At 65.9% G+C, this 15,431-nt stretch carries 13 protein-coding genes and 1 pseudogene; 9 read left to right on the forward strand and 5 right to left on the reverse strand.

Annotation, left to right across the window (positions count from 1 at the left end; genetic code table 11):
• Nucleotides 1–23: 23 nt before the first annotated feature.
• The 6 genes from KXD97_RS24795 (at nucleotide 24) to KXD97_RS24820 (ending at nucleotide 6,773) form a co-directional block, all read left to right on the forward strand.
• Entirely contained in the window at nucleotides 24–1,481 is a 1,458-nt protein-coding gene (locus KXD97_RS24795) for an Nramp family divalent metal transporter (protein ID WP_260753101.1), read from the forward strand.
• Between the two features lie 97 nt (nucleotides 1,482–1,578).
• A complete protein-coding gene (locus tag KXD97_RS24800) occupies nucleotides 1,579–2,535 on the forward strand; it encodes a D-glycerate dehydrogenase (RefSeq protein WP_260753102.1) in 957 nt (318 codons plus the stop codon).
• A gap of 114 nt (nucleotides 2,536–2,649) precedes the next feature.
• Nucleotides 2,650–3,384 carry an IclR family transcriptional regulator gene (locus KXD97_RS24805; protein WP_260753103.1) on the forward strand — a complete coding sequence of 245 codons (735 nt, stop codon included), beginning with the start codon at nucleotides 2,650–2,652 and terminating at the stop codon, nucleotides 3,382–3,384.
• Nucleotides 3,385–3,427: 43 nt separating this feature from the next.
• A complete protein-coding gene (locus KXD97_RS24810; RefSeq protein ID WP_260753104.1) occupies nucleotides 3,428–4,597 on the forward strand; it encodes a CaiB/BaiF CoA-transferase family protein in 1,170 nt (389 codons plus the stop codon).
• Nucleotides 4,598–4,599: 2 nt separating this feature from the next.
• Entirely contained in the window at nucleotides 4,600–5,772 is a 1,173-nt protein-coding gene (locus KXD97_RS24815; protein ID WP_260753106.1) for a hypothetical protein, read from the forward strand.
• Nucleotides 5,769–6,773 carry a CaiB/BaiF CoA-transferase family protein gene (locus KXD97_RS24820; RefSeq protein WP_260753109.1) on the forward strand — a complete coding sequence of 335 codons (1,005 nt, stop codon included), beginning with the start codon at nucleotides 5,769–5,771 and terminating at the stop codon, nucleotides 6,771–6,773. The genes KXD97_RS24815 and KXD97_RS24820 overlap by 4 nt, the downstream gene beginning before the upstream one ends.
• 5 nt (nucleotides 6,774–6,778) lie before the next feature.
• Here the strand turns inward: KXD97_RS24820 and KXD97_RS24825 are convergent.
• The 3 genes and pseudogenes from KXD97_RS24825 to KXD97_RS24835 form a co-directional block, all read right to left on the reverse strand.
• Nucleotides 6,779–6,916, reverse strand: a pseudogene (locus KXD97_RS24825) (IclR family transcriptional regulator); the annotation flags it as partial.
• 73 nt (nucleotides 6,917–6,989) lie between these two features.
• A complete protein-coding gene (locus KXD97_RS24830) occupies nucleotides 6,990–8,330 on the reverse strand; it encodes an MFS transporter (RefSeq protein WP_260753111.1) in 1,341 nt (446 codons plus the stop codon).
• 234 nt (nucleotides 8,331–8,564) lie between these two features.
• A complete protein-coding gene (locus KXD97_RS24835) occupies nucleotides 8,565–9,326 on the reverse strand; it encodes an IclR family transcriptional regulator (protein ID WP_260753112.1) in 762 nt (253 codons plus the stop codon).
• Between the two features lie 168 nt (nucleotides 9,327–9,494).
• Here KXD97_RS24835 and KXD97_RS24840 point away from each other — a divergent pair, with 168 nt between their 5' ends.
• The gene (locus KXD97_RS24840) at nucleotides 9,495–10,772 is read left to right on the forward strand and encodes an HpcH/HpaI aldolase/citrate lyase family protein (protein WP_260753113.1); all 1,278 of its coding nucleotides are present in this window, start codon (nucleotides 9,495–9,497) and stop codon (nucleotides 10,770–10,772) included.
• The gene (locus KXD97_RS24845) at nucleotides 10,769–11,584 is read left to right on the forward strand and encodes a bifunctional allantoicase/(S)-ureidoglycine aminohydrolase (RefSeq protein WP_260753116.1); all 816 of its coding nucleotides are present in this window, start codon (nucleotides 10,769–10,771) and stop codon (nucleotides 11,582–11,584) included. The genes KXD97_RS24840 and KXD97_RS24845 overlap by 4 nt, the downstream gene beginning before the upstream one ends.
• Nucleotides 11,585–11,599: 15 nt before the next feature.
• On the opposite strand, the gene KXD97_RS24850 is transcribed toward KXD97_RS24845, so the two are convergent.
• Nucleotides 11,600–12,322 (reverse strand): aspartate/glutamate racemase family protein, encoded by a 723-nt coding sequence (locus tag KXD97_RS24850; protein WP_260753119.1) that lies wholly within the window; start codon nucleotides 12,320–12,322, stop codon nucleotides 11,600–11,602.
• 9 nt (nucleotides 12,323–12,331) lie between these two features.
• On the reverse strand, nucleotides 12,332–13,837 hold the full coding sequence (locus tag KXD97_RS24855; protein ID WP_260753121.1) for an NCS1 family nucleobase:cation symporter-1: 1,506 nt from the start codon (nucleotides 13,835–13,837) through the stop codon (nucleotides 12,332–12,334).
• 219 nt (nucleotides 13,838–14,056) lie between these two features.
• Here KXD97_RS24855 and allB point away from each other — a divergent pair, with 219 nt between their 5' ends.
• Nucleotides 14,057–15,424, forward strand: a complete 1,368-nt coding sequence (allB, locus tag KXD97_RS24860; RefSeq protein WP_260753122.1) for an allantoinase AllB — start codon at nucleotides 14,057–14,059, stop codon at nucleotides 15,422–15,424.
• Nucleotides 15,425–15,431: the final 7 nt, after the last annotated feature.

The following is a 15,431-nucleotide window of genomic DNA, read 5'->3' on the forward strand; positions in this document are numbered from 1 at the left end:
GTCCTCCCAACAAAGGACAAGCCATGTCCCACACGGACACCACCTACGCGCCCGAACCACCGTCGAAGTTCCTGCCGCCGATGCCCTACAAGGACATCCCGGAGGCGCCCAAGCTGAAAAAGGTCATCGGACCGTCGATCATCATGACGGCGCTGGCCGTCAGTTCCGGCGAATACATCCTGTGGCCGTACATCACCTCCAAGGTCGGTCTGGTGATGCTGTGGGCAGCCATCGTGGGCGTCACCGTCCAGTACTTCCTCAACATGGAAATCGAGCGGTGGACGCTGGCCACCGGCGAGACGGCAATCGCCGGATTCGTCCGATTGTGGAAACCGTGGGGCGCCATCATGGCGGTCTGCGCGTTCATCTGTATCGTCTGGCCGGGCTGGGCCACCAGTGGTGCGGCCACCCTGGGTTTCGCCCTCGGTTATGAAGGCCGGACCGCCTCCTGGGTGGCGGTGATAGCGCTCATAGCCATGGCCATCACGTTGACCCTCTCCCCTGTCGTCTACAACACGGTGGAAAAGATCGAGACCTTCAAGGTGGTCGCGGTTGTCGCTTTTCTCATCGTCGCACTCACCACAGCCATCGGACCGCAGGCCTGGGGTGACCTGCACACTGCGGTCAGCGGTATCGGCACCGGCCTCGGCGCCATCCCGGAGGGTCTCAGCCCGGCCGTGGTGCTCGGCGCCATCGCCTTCGCCGGTGCGGGTGCGTTGTCGAATCTGGCGCAAAGCAACTGGATTCGAGACAAGGGCTTCGGCATGGGAGCCCACATCCCGCGTGTGGTCTCGCCGGTCACCGGTGAGGACGTGGCCGCGACGGCCACCGGCAGCATGGTCCGCCAGGACGAGGAAAACCTGCGCCGCTTCCGTAGCTGGTGGCGAGTAGCCAACGTCGAACAGCTGATCTCGTTCTGGCTGTTGACAATCCTGTCCATCTTCGTTCTGTCGATGGTCGCCTACCAGACGGTGTTCAACCGCGAGGTCCCCGGGTCGGGCGATCTGGTCTTTATCCAGGGCATGGGTGAGGCGCTCAAGGAAACCGTCGGCGGCTGGTTCGGCACCCTGTTCTGGGTGGTTGGGGGCGGCGGGCTGCTGCTGACGGCCCTGGCCAACGTTGACTACCCCTGCCGCATCGTCGCCGACGTGCTGAAAACCGTGTACCTGAAAGACAACCCGCGGTGGTCAGAAAGCAAGATCTACGCGCTGTCCGTGTGGATCCTGGTGACCTGCGGATGCACGATCATCCTGGCGGGCTTCAACCAGCCGCTGGTGCTGTTGGTGGTCTCGGCCGCACTGAGCGGTGTGGTCATGTTCGTCTACACCATCCTGGTCATGGTGCTGAACCGGCGCGCGCTGCCGGTACCCATTCGGCTCGGCGGATTCCGGCTCGGCGTGATGATCTTCGCGGCTTGTTTCTACGGATATTTCTCCCTGCGCCTGGTCACTTACTACGGCGGCCAACTGTTCGGACTCTAGGAGGAACCGACATGATCAAACACCTGCTCGCCAACTTCACCGTCTTCGCCGTCATGTTCGCCGGCCTGCTGGGCATCGCCGGACTGGTCGATCTGCTGTGACGGCACCGCACGTCTTCGTGTCACGCCATCTGGGGGACCCCGCGATGGCCCGCCTGGCCGAAGGCCGGTTGCCGGTGCTGATCGGACCAGGCCCCCAGGCCACCCGGCCGCAGGTACTCGACGCGGTGTCGGGCGCCGCAGCCGCGGTGACACTGCTGACCGACTCGGTGGATTCGGAGTTCTTCGACTCCGCCGGGCCGCAGCTTCAAGTGGTGGCCAACCTGGCCGTCGGTTTTGACAACGTGGATCTGGCCGAGGCGGCCGCGCGCTCGGTGATCGTGACCAACACCCCCGACGTGCTCACCGAGTCCACCGCGGACCTGACGATGGGACTGCTGCTGGCCGTCGAACGCAGGATCGTCGAAGCAGATGCGTTTCTGCGTAGCGGACAACCGTGGCGCTGGGAACCGCGGTGGATGCTGGGCCGTGATCTCGCTGGCCTGCAACTCGGCGTCGTGGGTTACGGCCGCATCGGGCAGGCGGTCGCCCGCAGGGCAACGGCGTTCGGTATGAACGTCGTTGCACTGGAGGGCAAGTCAGCGGCTGCCGCGGGTGTCGCGACGATGGAACTGGATCAGCTGCTGGCTACATCGGATGTGGTCAGTCTGCACTGCCCGCTGACGCCCCAGACGCATCACCTGATCGGCGGCAGCGAACTGCGCGCCATGAAACGGGGTGCGGTGCTGATCAACACCTCTCGGGGTCCGTTGGTCGACGAGGCCGCGCTGGTCACAGCGCTGTCGGAGGGGCGCATCGCCGGCGCTGGGCTGGACGTGTACGAGTACGAGCCGGCCGTGACCGACGGACTGACCGCACTGCCCAACACGGTGCTGACGCCGCACCTCGGCAGTGCCGGTGTGCAGACACGCGACGCCATGGCGTTGCTGGCGGCGGACAACGTGCTGGCCGTGCTGGCCGGTAAGGCGCCGTTGACCCAGGTGACGGCGACATGAGCCGCGCGCCGGGTGACCATCGCGTCGGTCGCGGCACGACGTTAGTCTCAATCCAGCTCACAGTATTGACGAGAGGCGGAATCGGTGGTCGGTCAGGACGGCACAGTCCGCTCGGTGGATCGGGTCATCTCGTTGTTCGAGCTCCTGGGCGAACGCAAGACCCCGCTGCGCCTGATGGAGATCGCACAGGCCCTCGACATCCCCAAGAGCACCGCACACGGCCTGCTCCAGACGCTGGTGGCCAGAGGGTTGGTGGTCAAAGACGAGACCACTCAGCGCTACCGGATGGGCATGCGTCTGTTTGCGCTGGCTGCAACGGCTTTGGAGGTGGGCGAACTCCGCGAACTGGCCCGTCCCATCATGGAGGAGCTGTCCCGACAGACGCAATCGACCTGCAACCTGGCGGTGCTCGACGGACACGACGTGATGTACCTCGAGAAGGTCGAGGACCCGAGCAGCCCGGTGAGGGTGATCACGCACGTCGGAACCAGGCTGCCCGCGCATGCGACATCACTGGGGAAGGCACTGGTGGCCGGGCTTCCGGCGGCGTATCGCAGCCAGTGGCTGGCCGAGCACGATTTCGTGGCCGTCACGACCGACACCATCACCGATGCTGCGGCTTTCGAAGCTGCCATGGACGAGGCCAACCGCACCGGGTGGGCCACCGATCGCCACGAGTTCCATCCGGCGATCTGGGGTGTCGCGGCCCCGATCCTCAACGCCAAGGGCGAACCGGTCGCTGCACTGAGTCTGACCAATCTCGATCCCAACGCCGACCTGGCCGAACTCGGCGCCCAGGTTCGCACTGCGGCACAAGGAATTTCGGCAGCGCTCCATCCGACCGGCTAGTTCGACGGGACGCTGCCTCCGCACATATTCGATGGAAGAGGCAATGACGTCCCCAGAACCAACGCAACCCCTGTCCGGGCTTGTCGTCCTGGATCTCAGCCACCTGGCCGCGGGACCGTGGTGCACGATGGTGCTCGCCGATCTGGGCGCCGACGTCATCAAGGTGGAACGACCACCGAAGGGCGACATGTCCCGCGATGCCGGGGCGGTGTACGCCGGTGAGCGCAGCGCGGTGTTCTTGGCGCTCAACCGCAACAAGCGCAGCATCGCGCTCGACCTGAAATCCGACGAGGGACGGGCGGCACTGCACCGGCTGGCCGCCCGCGCCGACGTCGTGGTCGAGAACCTGCGCCCGGGCAAGGCCGATGAACTCGGTGCCGGATACGACACCCTCTCGGCGATCAACCCGCGACTGGTGTACGCCTCCATCTCCGCGTTCGGCGAGTCCGGTCCCGGCTTGGAGCTGCCCGGCAACGACCCGATCATCCAGGCGATGTCGGGCGCCATGGCCATCACGGGCGCCGAGAACGGGCCGCCCGCACGCCAGGGAGTCAGTGTCCCGGACTTCGGGGCCGGCATGATGGCCGGTTACGCCATCATGGCGGCCCTGCACGGCCGGGAACGCACCGGCCGGGGCTGCCGGGTCTCGCTGAACCTGCTCGATGTCGAGGTCTTCGCGCTGGGGCCCCGCGCTCAGGAGTACCTGATCAACGGCGAGGAACAACCCCGCCTGGGCAGCGCGCACCCGCAGTTCGCGCCGTACCAGGCCTTCGAGTGCGCCGACGGCAAGTGGTTCTACCTCTCGGTCATCAACGACAAGTTCTGGCGCCTGCTGTGCACCGCACTGGAGCGCGACGATCTGGCCGAGGACAGCCGGTTCGTCACCAATCGTGACCGGGTGGCCAACCGCCCGGAGTTGATCGCCGTCCTCAATCCCCTGTTCGCCGCCGCCGACCGCGACCTGTGGCTCGAGCGGCTACAGCGCGCCGGAGTGCCCGTGGGGCCGGTGAACTCACTGGGCGAGGCACTCACCGACCCCCAGGTGGTGCACAACCAACTGATCAGCACACTTGCGGCCGGCCCCGACGGGCCCGCGGTGCCGACCGTGGGTCTGCCGATGCGATTCGACGGAGAACGGCCGGACGTCCGACGCACCGCGCCCGCACTCGGTCAACACAACGAAGAAATCCTGACCTGGCTGGAGGAGTCGTAGAGATGACCACCCTGGTAACCCCGCAAACCGCCGCCGAACTCGCACTGGCCGCCGCGCGCCGAGGTGCCGAGCCGGTGCTCGACATGTTGCGCGAGCCGGGTGCGGTCCCCCGGTTCACCTACGACACCGGAGGCTATCTGCGCCAGTCGGAGTATCTGCCCGACACCTGGCGGGAGTTCCAGTGGACCGGTTTCCTGGCCGGCCGGTTGTGGTTGCTCGCCGACCATTTCGGCGATGACGAGATACGTTCGGCGGCCTCGACGCTCGCGAACATCGTGGGGCGGACGCTGTCGGAGCGGCCGCCGCGCTTCTCCGCAGCAGGCAGCGACCTGTTCTACGCGGTGTGTCTGGGCGCCCGCCTGACCGGGGACTCGCAGCTGGCCGAACTGGGGCTGCGGGCGGTGCGCCAGTACGCACGCAACTTCGACGAGCATTTCGGGGTTTTCCTGCAGGTTGCCGGCGTCAATCGTGCGGTCATCGACACCGGACTGAACCTGTTGCCGTTCTACTGGGCCTACCCGCAGGATCCTGAGGTCACCGAGTACGCGCTGCGACACACCCGGCGACTACTCGACTGCGGCATCATCCGCGAGGACGGATCAACCTACCAGGCAATAGAATTCGATCTCGAGACGGCGACCGTGCGCAAGCGGTTCAACATGCAGGCGCTCAACGACACCACAACCTGGGCACGCGGTCAGTCCTGGGCCATGCACGGTCATGTCAATGCCTACGAGGCCACCGGCGATCAGCGGTTCCTGGACGTCGCCAGGGCGGCTTCGCGGTGGTACGTCGACCACCTACCCGCAGGACACGTGCCGTTCTATGACTTCGGCGACCCCGCCGCCCCGGACATCCCACAGGACTCCTGCAGCGCCTCCATCGCAGCCAACGCCTTGTTGCGGCTGGCCGAGCTGGATGCCGAGTCTGCGACGTGGGCACGGCAGGCCGGCCAAGACATCGCCGAGGCGCTGTTCACTCGCCATATGACCACGGGTGGGGTGGTGCTGCACAGCAGCTGGGGCCGACTGCCCGAGGACAAGGCCGGCGCCGGCTTCTCCCGCTTCCCGCAGGAGGACGTCATGCCCTACGGGAACTACTGGACGGTGGAAGCAGCGTGGCGGCTGTGCCACCCCGATTGGACCCCGTTGTCACTGGCCCCACTGTCGTCATGACGGCGCCACTGGCTGGTCTGCGGATCCTGGACTTCACCCACTTCGTGGCCGGGCCGTGGTGCACCATGCTGATGGCTGATCTGGGCGCCGACGTCATCAAGGTGGAACCGACGGGACGCGGCGAGATCAGCCGCTCCATGGGCAATGTGTATTCCGAGGAAGACAGTGCCATCTTTCTCGGGTTCAACCGGGGCAAGCGCAGCGTCGAACTCGATCTCAAAACCCCGCGAGGCCGAGAGATCGTCGCCCGGCTGGTGACGAACTGCGATGTCGTGATACACAACTTCCGGCCGGATGCTGCGACGCGGCTCGGCCTCGACGCCGAGACCGTGACGCGGCACAATCCAGCGTTAATCCATTGTGCGGTAAGCGCATTCGGGGAGTCGGGCCCGCTGTCCACTGCGCCGGGAAACGATCCGCTGATCCAGGGCATCAGCGGGGCGATGCTGGCCACCGATCCGGATCGCCCCGTCCGGCTCGGAGTCAGCCTGCCTGACTTCGCCGGCGGCATACTCGCCGGGATCGCGGTGCTCGCCGCCGTCCGGCGGCGCAGGCTTACCGGATCCGGAAGCGTGATCACGCTCAATCTCCTCGATGCGCAACTGTATGCACAGACCGACCTGATCGCCGGGGCGGATCACCACGCCGGCGGCCAGGTACTCCAGTGTCCGGACGGTGCGGTGTGGGTGGACGAGCCGTGCGCGCACAGCGGCCCATACCTGCCTGCAGATGGCGTCGAGTCGGTGCTGGCCGTCGCCGCCGCCCGCGGTGTCGCCGCCGTGCGCGTCGCCGGACTGGGCGACGTCCTGCCCGGCCCGACGGGACGACTACTCACCCTGACCAAGAACCGATCCCGCTCCACCACCCTGGTACGCACCCCATTGCACTTCGACCCCGCGGTGACCGAACCGGACCGGCATCCGCCGACGTTGGGTGAACACACCCGGGAGGTGTTGTCCGAGTTCGGGTTCAGCGAGTCGGAGATCGCCAGCTTGGGTTAAGGGGTCTTGGCCACACCGGACGTGTGCAGGCCGACGCGCTTGCCCGACAATTCGTCGACCAACGACTCCAGCACCGGACCGGCGACGGCGCCCAACTGGCGGTTCGCGACCTCGCCATGCCGAATCAACCTCGGACTCACCGCATTATCGAAGAGACCGTCACATAGAGCACAGCGCGTCACTTCTCCAGCTGAGACACCATTGATATGTTCGGCGTCAGGCCGCGCTCAACTCGGGGGCGCGAGCAGCCAAATCCTGCTTGCGCGCATCGCGTTCAGATTCGACCCCAACCGCGCTGACGAGTTCCAGGGTCCGCTCGACCGACGTGGGCATCGAGTCGTCCGGTACGCCGTGGCGACGCCGGTATGCCGCACCGCCGAGGGTGAGCACGGCCGCAACGGTGATACCAGTGACAACCAGTCCGGTGCGAGTCCCTAGTGTCTCGAGGATCAGCCCAAGTACGGGCGGGCCGGCCAGCCCCCAGCCGGTACTGGCCGTTCGCCAAGCCCCCAGCACTCGACCGCGAAGGTGCCGCGGCGGGACGGTCTGAAGCATGGTGGCTGCGGTCGTCGCCGCCGCGGCTTCAGCCGCCGCCATGGGGATCACCACGGCGATCAGGATCAGGACCAGAGGCGAGAGCCCACCGAGCACCTGAAGAAGGGCCGCGGCAGTGAACAGCAATACGACCGTCCGCAACTGCGGCGCCTGTGCCCTGCCAGCCATGATCGAGCCCACGATCCCCCCGATCGCCAGCGCGGAGGCCACGACGCCGTACATGGTGCCGGTGGCACCGAGCGGTCCCGTCACAAGGTCAGCCATGCTCAACGAGTAGTTGCGGCCCAACAGGCTGGTGAACGCCCCGATTGCCACGAGAGCGAGCAGCACGCGGTTCTTCGCGAGGTACGACAACCCATCTCGGCGACCTCCATGCTCGGGAACTTCCTCGTCGTCGCCACCAGGCTCGTGGACCAGTTTGAGGAACGGAATGGTGAGCGCGACGAGGAGGAACGACAGCCCGTTGGCCGCGTAGGCGACCGATACCCCCATCGAGGCGACGAGCGCACCCGCGGCCGTGCCGGCCAGTCGGCCGACGTTGCCGACGACCGATCCGATGGCGATCGCCGACGGCACGTCGCGTCGCGGCACGAGGTCGTTGCCGAGCAGGGTGCAGGCGGGACCATCGACGGTCGCCACGAGGCCGGTCATCAGGCCGAGCGCCATCAACAGCGGAACATTCAACATGTCGGTCGCGGCGAGCGCAGCGGTGATGAAGGCGATCACCGCCATCACAACCTGGCCCAACCCGGCGGTCAGGCGCCGTGGCCAGCGATCAACCAGCGCGCCGCCGGAAACACCGAGCAGCAGACCCGGCAGGGCCTGAATCGACAAGGAGAGGCCGGTCAGCGCGACGGACCCTGTGAGCTGCAGGATCAGGAGGTTCTGCGCGACCATCTGCATCCAGGCGCCGGCGTTGCTGACAGTGTTGGCGATCACCCACAGCCGCATGCTGGAACTGCGCAAGGCGCGCCGCAGAAGCATCAAGAACTCACTGGTCAAGTAGTCGATTACACAGAAGCGCGACCAGGACGGGCTTGGCAATACGCTTGCCCAGCAACCTTCCCAGTCACACGGTTAGCTTGTGTAACACAGCGCTTCGCCGGCAGATTCCCTTGTCTCCTGCGGCGACGCACAGCCACTCCCACCTTCGAGCACCAGATGGCCAGCCGCACCCGGCGGCGTGCTCGGATACGGCCGCCTCGCCGCGCGCGACGAGCTGTATTGGCTGTTCGCCTACGCCTCTTTCGCCCCGATCAGAGCTTCAGAGATCACGCCGGTCGCCTTCTTCAGGGCGGGAACAGCGCGGGCGATCAGATCTTTGCCCATACGTCCCAAGGGACCGGAGATGCCGATTGCCATCGGAGTCGGAGCACCCGGCACTGCCATCGCGACAGAACGAACACCGATCTCGAACTCCTCATCATCAATCGCAAAGCCGTCGGCGCGCACGCGCTCGACGTTTGCAAACACCGCAGAAAGGGTCGACGCACTGTTCTTCGTAGGTGCCGGAAGGCCGGACTGCGTGACCAGTTTCAGAATGCGCGCGTCCTCTAATTCGGCCAGCACGGCCTTGCCCACACCGGACGTGTGCAGACCGACGCGCTTGCCGACCTCATTGTTCGTCCGCGCCATCTGCCTAGACCGGACCTGCCCGGTGTAGATCACCATGTCACCGTCGAGCACCGCGAGAGTCGCCGTCTCCGACAATTCGTCGACCAACGACTCCAGCACCGGACCGGCGACGGCGCCCAACTGGCGGTTCGCGACTTCGCCAAGCCGAATCAACCGCGGACCCAACGCGTAGCGACGATTGGGCAGTTGACGCACGTAGCCAAGGCCGACCAGTGTGCGCAGCAGACGGTGGATCGTCGGCGGCGGCAATGGGGATTCCGCGGACAACTCCGTCAGTGAGCACTCCCCTCCCGCACGTCCGATCAACTCCATCAGTTCGAATGCGCGCCCGACCGACTGCACACCGCCTGATTTCTCCGCCATACATTTACTCCCGGCCGCCGAATGTGCATTCCATTCAACATGGCCAGAATTCATTCCACAATATGGAACTTTCATGGGGCTGGATAACCCTGCGTGTACTTATCGCAGCATGCGAACTAAACTCCACAATGTGGAATTTCATCTCCACCCCCGGATAGGGGGCCACACGTGACGCGATGCCTCGACGATGCGGTGCTGACCGATATCGACCGTCGCCTCGCGGCGACCGACGCCGAACTGATGGCTCGATACCCCGGCGATGACGGCCGCCGGCAGCCGGTGCACACCGTCTACATCCCGGGCAACCGGTACTCGGCGACGATGCCGGCCGAGTGGGGATCCGCCGCTCTCGCCGCCGCACGCGACGCGGGCGGCCTCGACGCCGTGGCCGCGCTCGTCGGTGCGAGCGACGGATGCGACTGCGCGCCAGAGACTCTCGCATCCCTGGTCGAGAACAAGCTGAGCACCGAGCCGATCGAAGACCTCCGCATCGACTTCGAGGACGGGTACGGCACCTTCGACGATGCGACCGAGGATGCCGATGTCGCGCGAGCGGTCGCCGCACTGCGCAGCGCGCTCGACGCCGGCACTTCGACGCCGTTCGTCGGTACGCGCTTCAAGTGCATGGAAGCAGGCACCCGCGCACGCGGACTGCGCACGCTCGACATGTTCGTCAGCGGGCTCGTCGACTCCGGAGGCCTCCCCGACGGCCTCACCCTCACCCTTCCCAAGGTGGCCTCCGTCGACCAGGTCGAGGCCATGGTCGCGGTCGCCGAAGCCCTCGAAGCCGCCAACCGGCTACCACAAGGCCGGATCCGCTTCGAAGTGCAGGTCGAGACACCGCAAGCGATCCTCGGCGCCGACGGCCGCGCACCGGTTGCCCAGTTCATCCATGGCGGCCAGGGCCGCGTCAGCTCGCTGCACTACGGGACCTACGACTACTCGGCGTCCCTCGGTATCGCGGCCGCCTACCAGTCGATGGAGCATCCGGCGGCCGATCACGCCAAGAACGTCATGCAACTCGCCGTCGCGGGCACCGGTGTGCACATGTCCGACGGCTCGACCAACATCCTGCCGGTCGGTGACCCCGACAACGTCGCCACGGCGTGGAAATTGCACGCCCGACTGGTCCGCCGACACCTGGAGCGCGGCATCTACCAGGGCTGGGACATGCACCCCGCCCAGCTCGTCACCCGGTACCTGGCGACCTACGCCTTCTACCGTGGCGCCTTCGCACCCGCAGCCACGCGCCTGCGCAACTACGTCCACCAGCTCGACTCCACCGTGATGGACGAGCCGGCCACCGCGCGCGCGCTCGCCAACGTGATCCATCGTGGCAGCGTGTGCGGCGCCCTGACCGTCGACGAGATCGAGACGGCCACCGATCTTCCCCTGACCACCGTGCGCGACATCGCGCTCGGCCGCCCAACCAGGAGCAACCAGTGACGAAAGCCCCGTACTACACGCCCCGCGGCGGCCTGCCTCCGCAGACCGACCTACTCACCGACCGCGCCATCGTTACCGAGGCCTACACGGTGATCCCGCGCGGCGTCCTCTCCGACATCGTCACCTCGGTGTTCCCCGAGTGGAGCGACACGCGCGCATGGATCCTCAACCGACCGGTCGCCGGGGGTGCGACGACGTACTTCCAGGCGATCGTCGAGGTCAAGCCGGGCGGCGGGGCGCAGCGACCCGAGCCGCAACCCGAGGTGCAGAGTTTCCTGTTCGTCACTTCCGGGGCACTCAGCGTGGACGCAGGGGGCCAGTCGCAGACCCTCACCGAGGGCGGCTTCGCCTACCTTCCGGCGGGCACCGACTGGTCGGCCCACAACAACGGCGACGCCGACGTGACGTTCGTGTGGATCCGCAAGCGCTACGAGGCCATCGAGGGCCACACCGCATCGGTGAAATTCGGCAACGAGCAGGACATTGCACCGTCAGCGATGCCGGGGACCGACGGCAAATGGCGCACGACGCGCATGCTCGACCCCCAGGACCTCGCGTACGACATGCACGTCAACATCGTCACGTTCGAGCCCGGCGCCACCATTCCGTTCGCCGAAACCCACGTGATGGAACACGGCCTGCTGATGCTCGAAGGCAAGGCCGTCTATCACCTCAACGGCGACTGGGTGGAAGTTCAGGAAGGTGACTTCCTGGCGCTGCGCGCGTTCTGCCCGCAGGCGTGCTACGCGGGCGGACCGTCGAACTTCCGCTACCTGCTGTACAAGGACGTCAACCGCCAGATCATGCTCTGAGGCGATTCGGTTGGCCTACACGCGGAATGGCCAGCCGGTGACCTTCTTTACCCGGGGCGCCGCGTAGGTCCGCACCTTCGATGTGGTCAGACCCATCCGAACCAGACCTTCGGCGATGGTGACGGCCGAGCGGACTCCGTCGACGATCGGGACGCCGGTCGCGGCCTTCACCTTCGCCTCAAGTTCGGCCATGCCGCCGCAGCCGAGACAGATCACCTCGGCGCGATCGTGCTCGACCGCCTCTCGCGCCTGGCGCACGATCGCCTCGACCGCCCGATCGGGATCTGATTCGAGTTCGAGCACACCGAGTCCGGACGCCCGTACCGACGCACACCGTGCGTCGAGTCCCGCGAGCTTGAGACGGTCTTCGATCAGCGGGACGGTGCGGTCGAGCGTGGTGACGACCGAGTACTTGTGTCCGAGATACATCGCCGTCGACGCGGCCGCCTCGGTGATGTCGACCACCGGGACGTCGAGCAACTCCTGCAGACCTTCACGCCCGTGCTCGCCGTAGCCGGCCTGGATCACGGCGTCGTACGGTTCAGGGTACGCGGTGATGGCGTCCATGACAGCGATGGCGGCAAGATAGCTCTCGAAGTTTCCTTCGCACGAGTCCGCACCGAATCGCGGTGTGATGCCGACGATCTCGGTACCCGAAGATGCGACTCCGCGCGCCGACTCGGCGATCGCATCGGTCATCGAGGCCGTCGTGTTGACGTTGGCTACGAGGATTCTCACGGCACTCCCCTAGTGCGTGCTGTCCACGGCGATGGGCTCACCGGAGACATCGTTGAACGGTCCGCGACGGTCCGCGACCGCCAGGTACACGATCGCACCGAGCCCCGCCCCGATGAACCACGAGAACTCCGCGACCACCTTGAAGGCCGGGACGAACGCCAGCAGAAGGGCCACCACCGCGGTGACGACGAGGGCGATCACGGCTCGGACGTTGATGCCCTTCGCGTAGTGGTATTCGCCCTTCGCATCGGTCGTGAACAGGTCCAGCACGTTGATCTTCGAACGCCGCACCAGCCAGTAGTCGGCCATGATGATGCCGAACAGCGGACCGAGGATGGCACCGAGTCCGCCGAGGAAGTAGTTGATGACGGCAGGGGTGTTGTACAGGTTCCACGGCAGGATCACCAGGCCGATGACGGCCGAGATGAATGCTGCGCGACGGAAGTTCAGGTGCTTCGGGAACAGGTTGTTCAGCGCATAGATCGGGGCGACGAAGTTCGCCATCAGGTTCACGGCGATGGTCAGGATCAGCAGCGCGAGTGCGGCGAGCACCAACAGCAGGGTGTTCGGCACTTCCTGGACGATGTCGGCCGGTGCCTCGATGACGCGTCCGTCGATGCGGAACTGCGCGCCGGCCAGGGTGATGACGATGCCGCCGAACACCAGCATGTTGAGCGGGATGCCCCAGAAGTTGCCTCGCACGATTGCCGGCTTCGATGTCGCGTTACGGGTGAAGTCGCAGAAGTTGAGGACGAACGTGCCGTAGATCGCGACCCACAGGCTGGCGCCGCCGATGATCTTCAGCCACATGTCGAGGCCGGTCAGCGAGTCGGGCGTGCTCCACGCGATGCTCCAGTCGGCGTTGTTGAGCATCCAGATCGCGAGAGCGATCATCGTGATCAGGATGACCGGACCGGCGAACGCCTCGTACTTGCGGATCATCTCCATGCCGTAGCTGACGATGATCACCTGGATCACCCAGAGCGCGACGAACGAGATCCAGCCGAGCGTCGACAATCCCAGGAAGCTGTTCGAGTCCAGGGTCTCGGCGGACGGTGCGAGCGCGATGATCATGATCCGCAGCACCACCGACGCGAGGTAGGTCTGGATGCCGAACCACGCGATCGCGACCGCGCCGCGGATGAGGGCCGGGATCTGCGCACCGCGGATGCCGAACGCGATGCGGCTCATCACCGGGAACGGGACGCCGGTCTTCTCCCCCATGAACCCGGACAGGTTGAGCAGCAGGAAGAGAAAAACTCCACCGAGTGCGAGGGCGAGCAGGATCTGCCACCCGCCGAGGCCGAGCGCGAACAGCCCGATGGCGAACGAATAGTTGCCGAGGCTGTGGACGTCGTTCGCCCACAGGGTGAAGATGTTGTACGCGCCCCACCGTCGACCTTCACGCTTGGTGGGCGCGAGATCGGGGTTGTACAGATCTGGACTGACGCCGGCGAACGGGGTTGCCTCGTGACGACCGGAGTCGCCGATCAGCCCGGTGGACTCTGTGCTCATGGACACGCCTGTCACGGTCGGAGCGCCGACGCTCCGCGTCGCCGCTGGAATTCCACCTTGCGGAAATAGTATTCCGCAAGTTGGGTAAGTAACTCGCATCGGGACACCACCTGTCAACCCTCGGCGCGATTGACTGCGTTCAGCACCACCCTCTAGAGTCACCAAAAAGTGGAGCTCCAGTTCCACGATGAGGAATTCTCGCAGCAACGGAGACCATCCATGACCGCCGACACCCGCGAGCAGTCGAACCACTCCGATCTCGACCTGGTGGTCCGCGGCAAACGCACGCTGACGACGGCGGGGATCGTCGCCCGCGAGATCGGTATTCGCGAAGGTCGCATCGTCGCGATTGAGCCCTTGGGCAGCGGCCTCGCCGCCACGGAGATCGTCGAACTCACCGACGAGCAGGTCATGATCCCCGGCCTGGTCGATACGCACGTGCACGTCAATGAGCCGGGCCGCACCGAATGGGAGGGGTTCGACTCCGCCACCCGCGCCGCGGCGGCGGGCGGCGTGACCACGTTGATCGACATGCCGCTGAACTCGATTCCCCCGACGGTGAACGTCGAAGCGCTCAATGCCAAGCGCGCGGCGGCCTCGGGCAAGCTACACATCGACGTCGGTTTCTGGGGCGGCGCGATCCCCGGCAACACCGGGGATTTGCGCGGCCTGCACGACGACGGCGTCTTCGGCTTCAAGTGCTTCCTGCTGCACTCCGGCGTCGACGAATTCCCGCATCTCGACGCCGACGAGATGGAGAAGGACATGCGGGTGCTGGCCGAGTTCGACTCCATGATGATCGTGCACGCTGAGGACTCCCGCGCCATCGATCATGCCCCCACTGCCGAGGGTGACCGATACAGCCGCTTCCTGGCGTCCCGGCCGCGCGGCGCCGAGAACGTGGCGATCGCCGAGGTCATCGAGCGCGCGCGGTGGACCGGTGCCCGCGCGCACATCCTGCATCTGTCGTCGTCGGACGCTCTGCCGATGCTCGCAACCGCCAAACGCGACGGCGTCAGGATCACGGTCGAGACGTGCCCGCACTATTTGACACTGCTCGCCGAGGAGATCCCCAACGGCGCGACCGCGTTCAAGTGCTGCCCACCGATCCGTGAGGCGTCGAATCGGGAACTGCTGTGGCAGGGCCTGCTCGACGGCACAATCGACTGCATCGTCTCCGATCATTCACCGTCGACGATCGATCTGAAGGACGTCGAGAACGGCGACTTCGGCGTTGCGTGGGGTGGTGTCGCCTCGCTGCAGCTGGGGCTGTCGTTGATCTGGACCGAGGCCAAGCGCCGTGGCGTGGCACTTACCCGGGTGATCGACTGGATGGCGGCCAAGCCCGCCGAGCTCGCCGGGTTGAACAACAAGGGCAAGATCGCGCTGGGTTACGACGCCGATTTCGCGATTTTCGAGCCCGAGTCTGCGCACGTGGTCGACGTACACAAACTGCATCACAAGAACCCGATCAGCCCGTATGACGGGCGTGCACTCGCCGGCGTCGTGACGGGAACGTGGTTGCGCGGCAAGCGAATCGACTTGAAGACCCCGCAGGGCCGGATGCTGCGGCGCGGCGGCGTGTAGCGTGTGA

Origin of the sequence: Mycobacterium sp. SMC-8 (assembly GCF_025263565.1) — a bacterium.
Lineage (GTDB): Bacteria > Actinomycetota > Actinomycetes > Mycobacteriales > Mycobacteriaceae > Mycobacterium.

Bases quoted from the DNA above. Each gene is read 5' to 3' on its own strand.
- KXD97_RS24795 (WP_260753101.1), top strand. From the start codon at position 24: ATGTCCCACACGGACACCACCTACGCGCCCGAACCACCGTCGAAGTTC.
- KXD97_RS24810 (WP_260753104.1), top strand. From the start codon at position 3,428: ATGACGTCCCCAGAACCAACGCAACCCCTGTCCGGGCTTGTCGTCCTG.
- KXD97_RS24815 (WP_260753106.1), top strand. From the start codon at position 4,600: ATGACCACCCTGGTAACCCCGCAAACCGCCGCCGAACTCGCACTGGCC.
- KXD97_RS24820 (WP_260753109.1), top strand. From the start codon at position 5,769: ATGACGGCGCCACTGGCTGGTCTGCGGATCCTGGACTTCACCCACTTC.
- KXD97_RS24835 (WP_260753112.1), bottom strand. From the start codon at position 9,326: ATGGCGGAGAAATCAGGCGGTGTGCAGTCGGTCGGGCGCGCATTCGAA.
- KXD97_RS24855 (WP_260753121.1), bottom strand. From the start codon at position 13,837: ATGAGCACAGAGTCCACCGGGCTGATCGGCGACTCCGGTCGTCACGAG.
- allB (WP_260753122.1), top strand. From the start codon at position 14,057: ATGACCGCCGACACCCGCGAGCAGTCGAACCACTCCGATCTCGACCTG.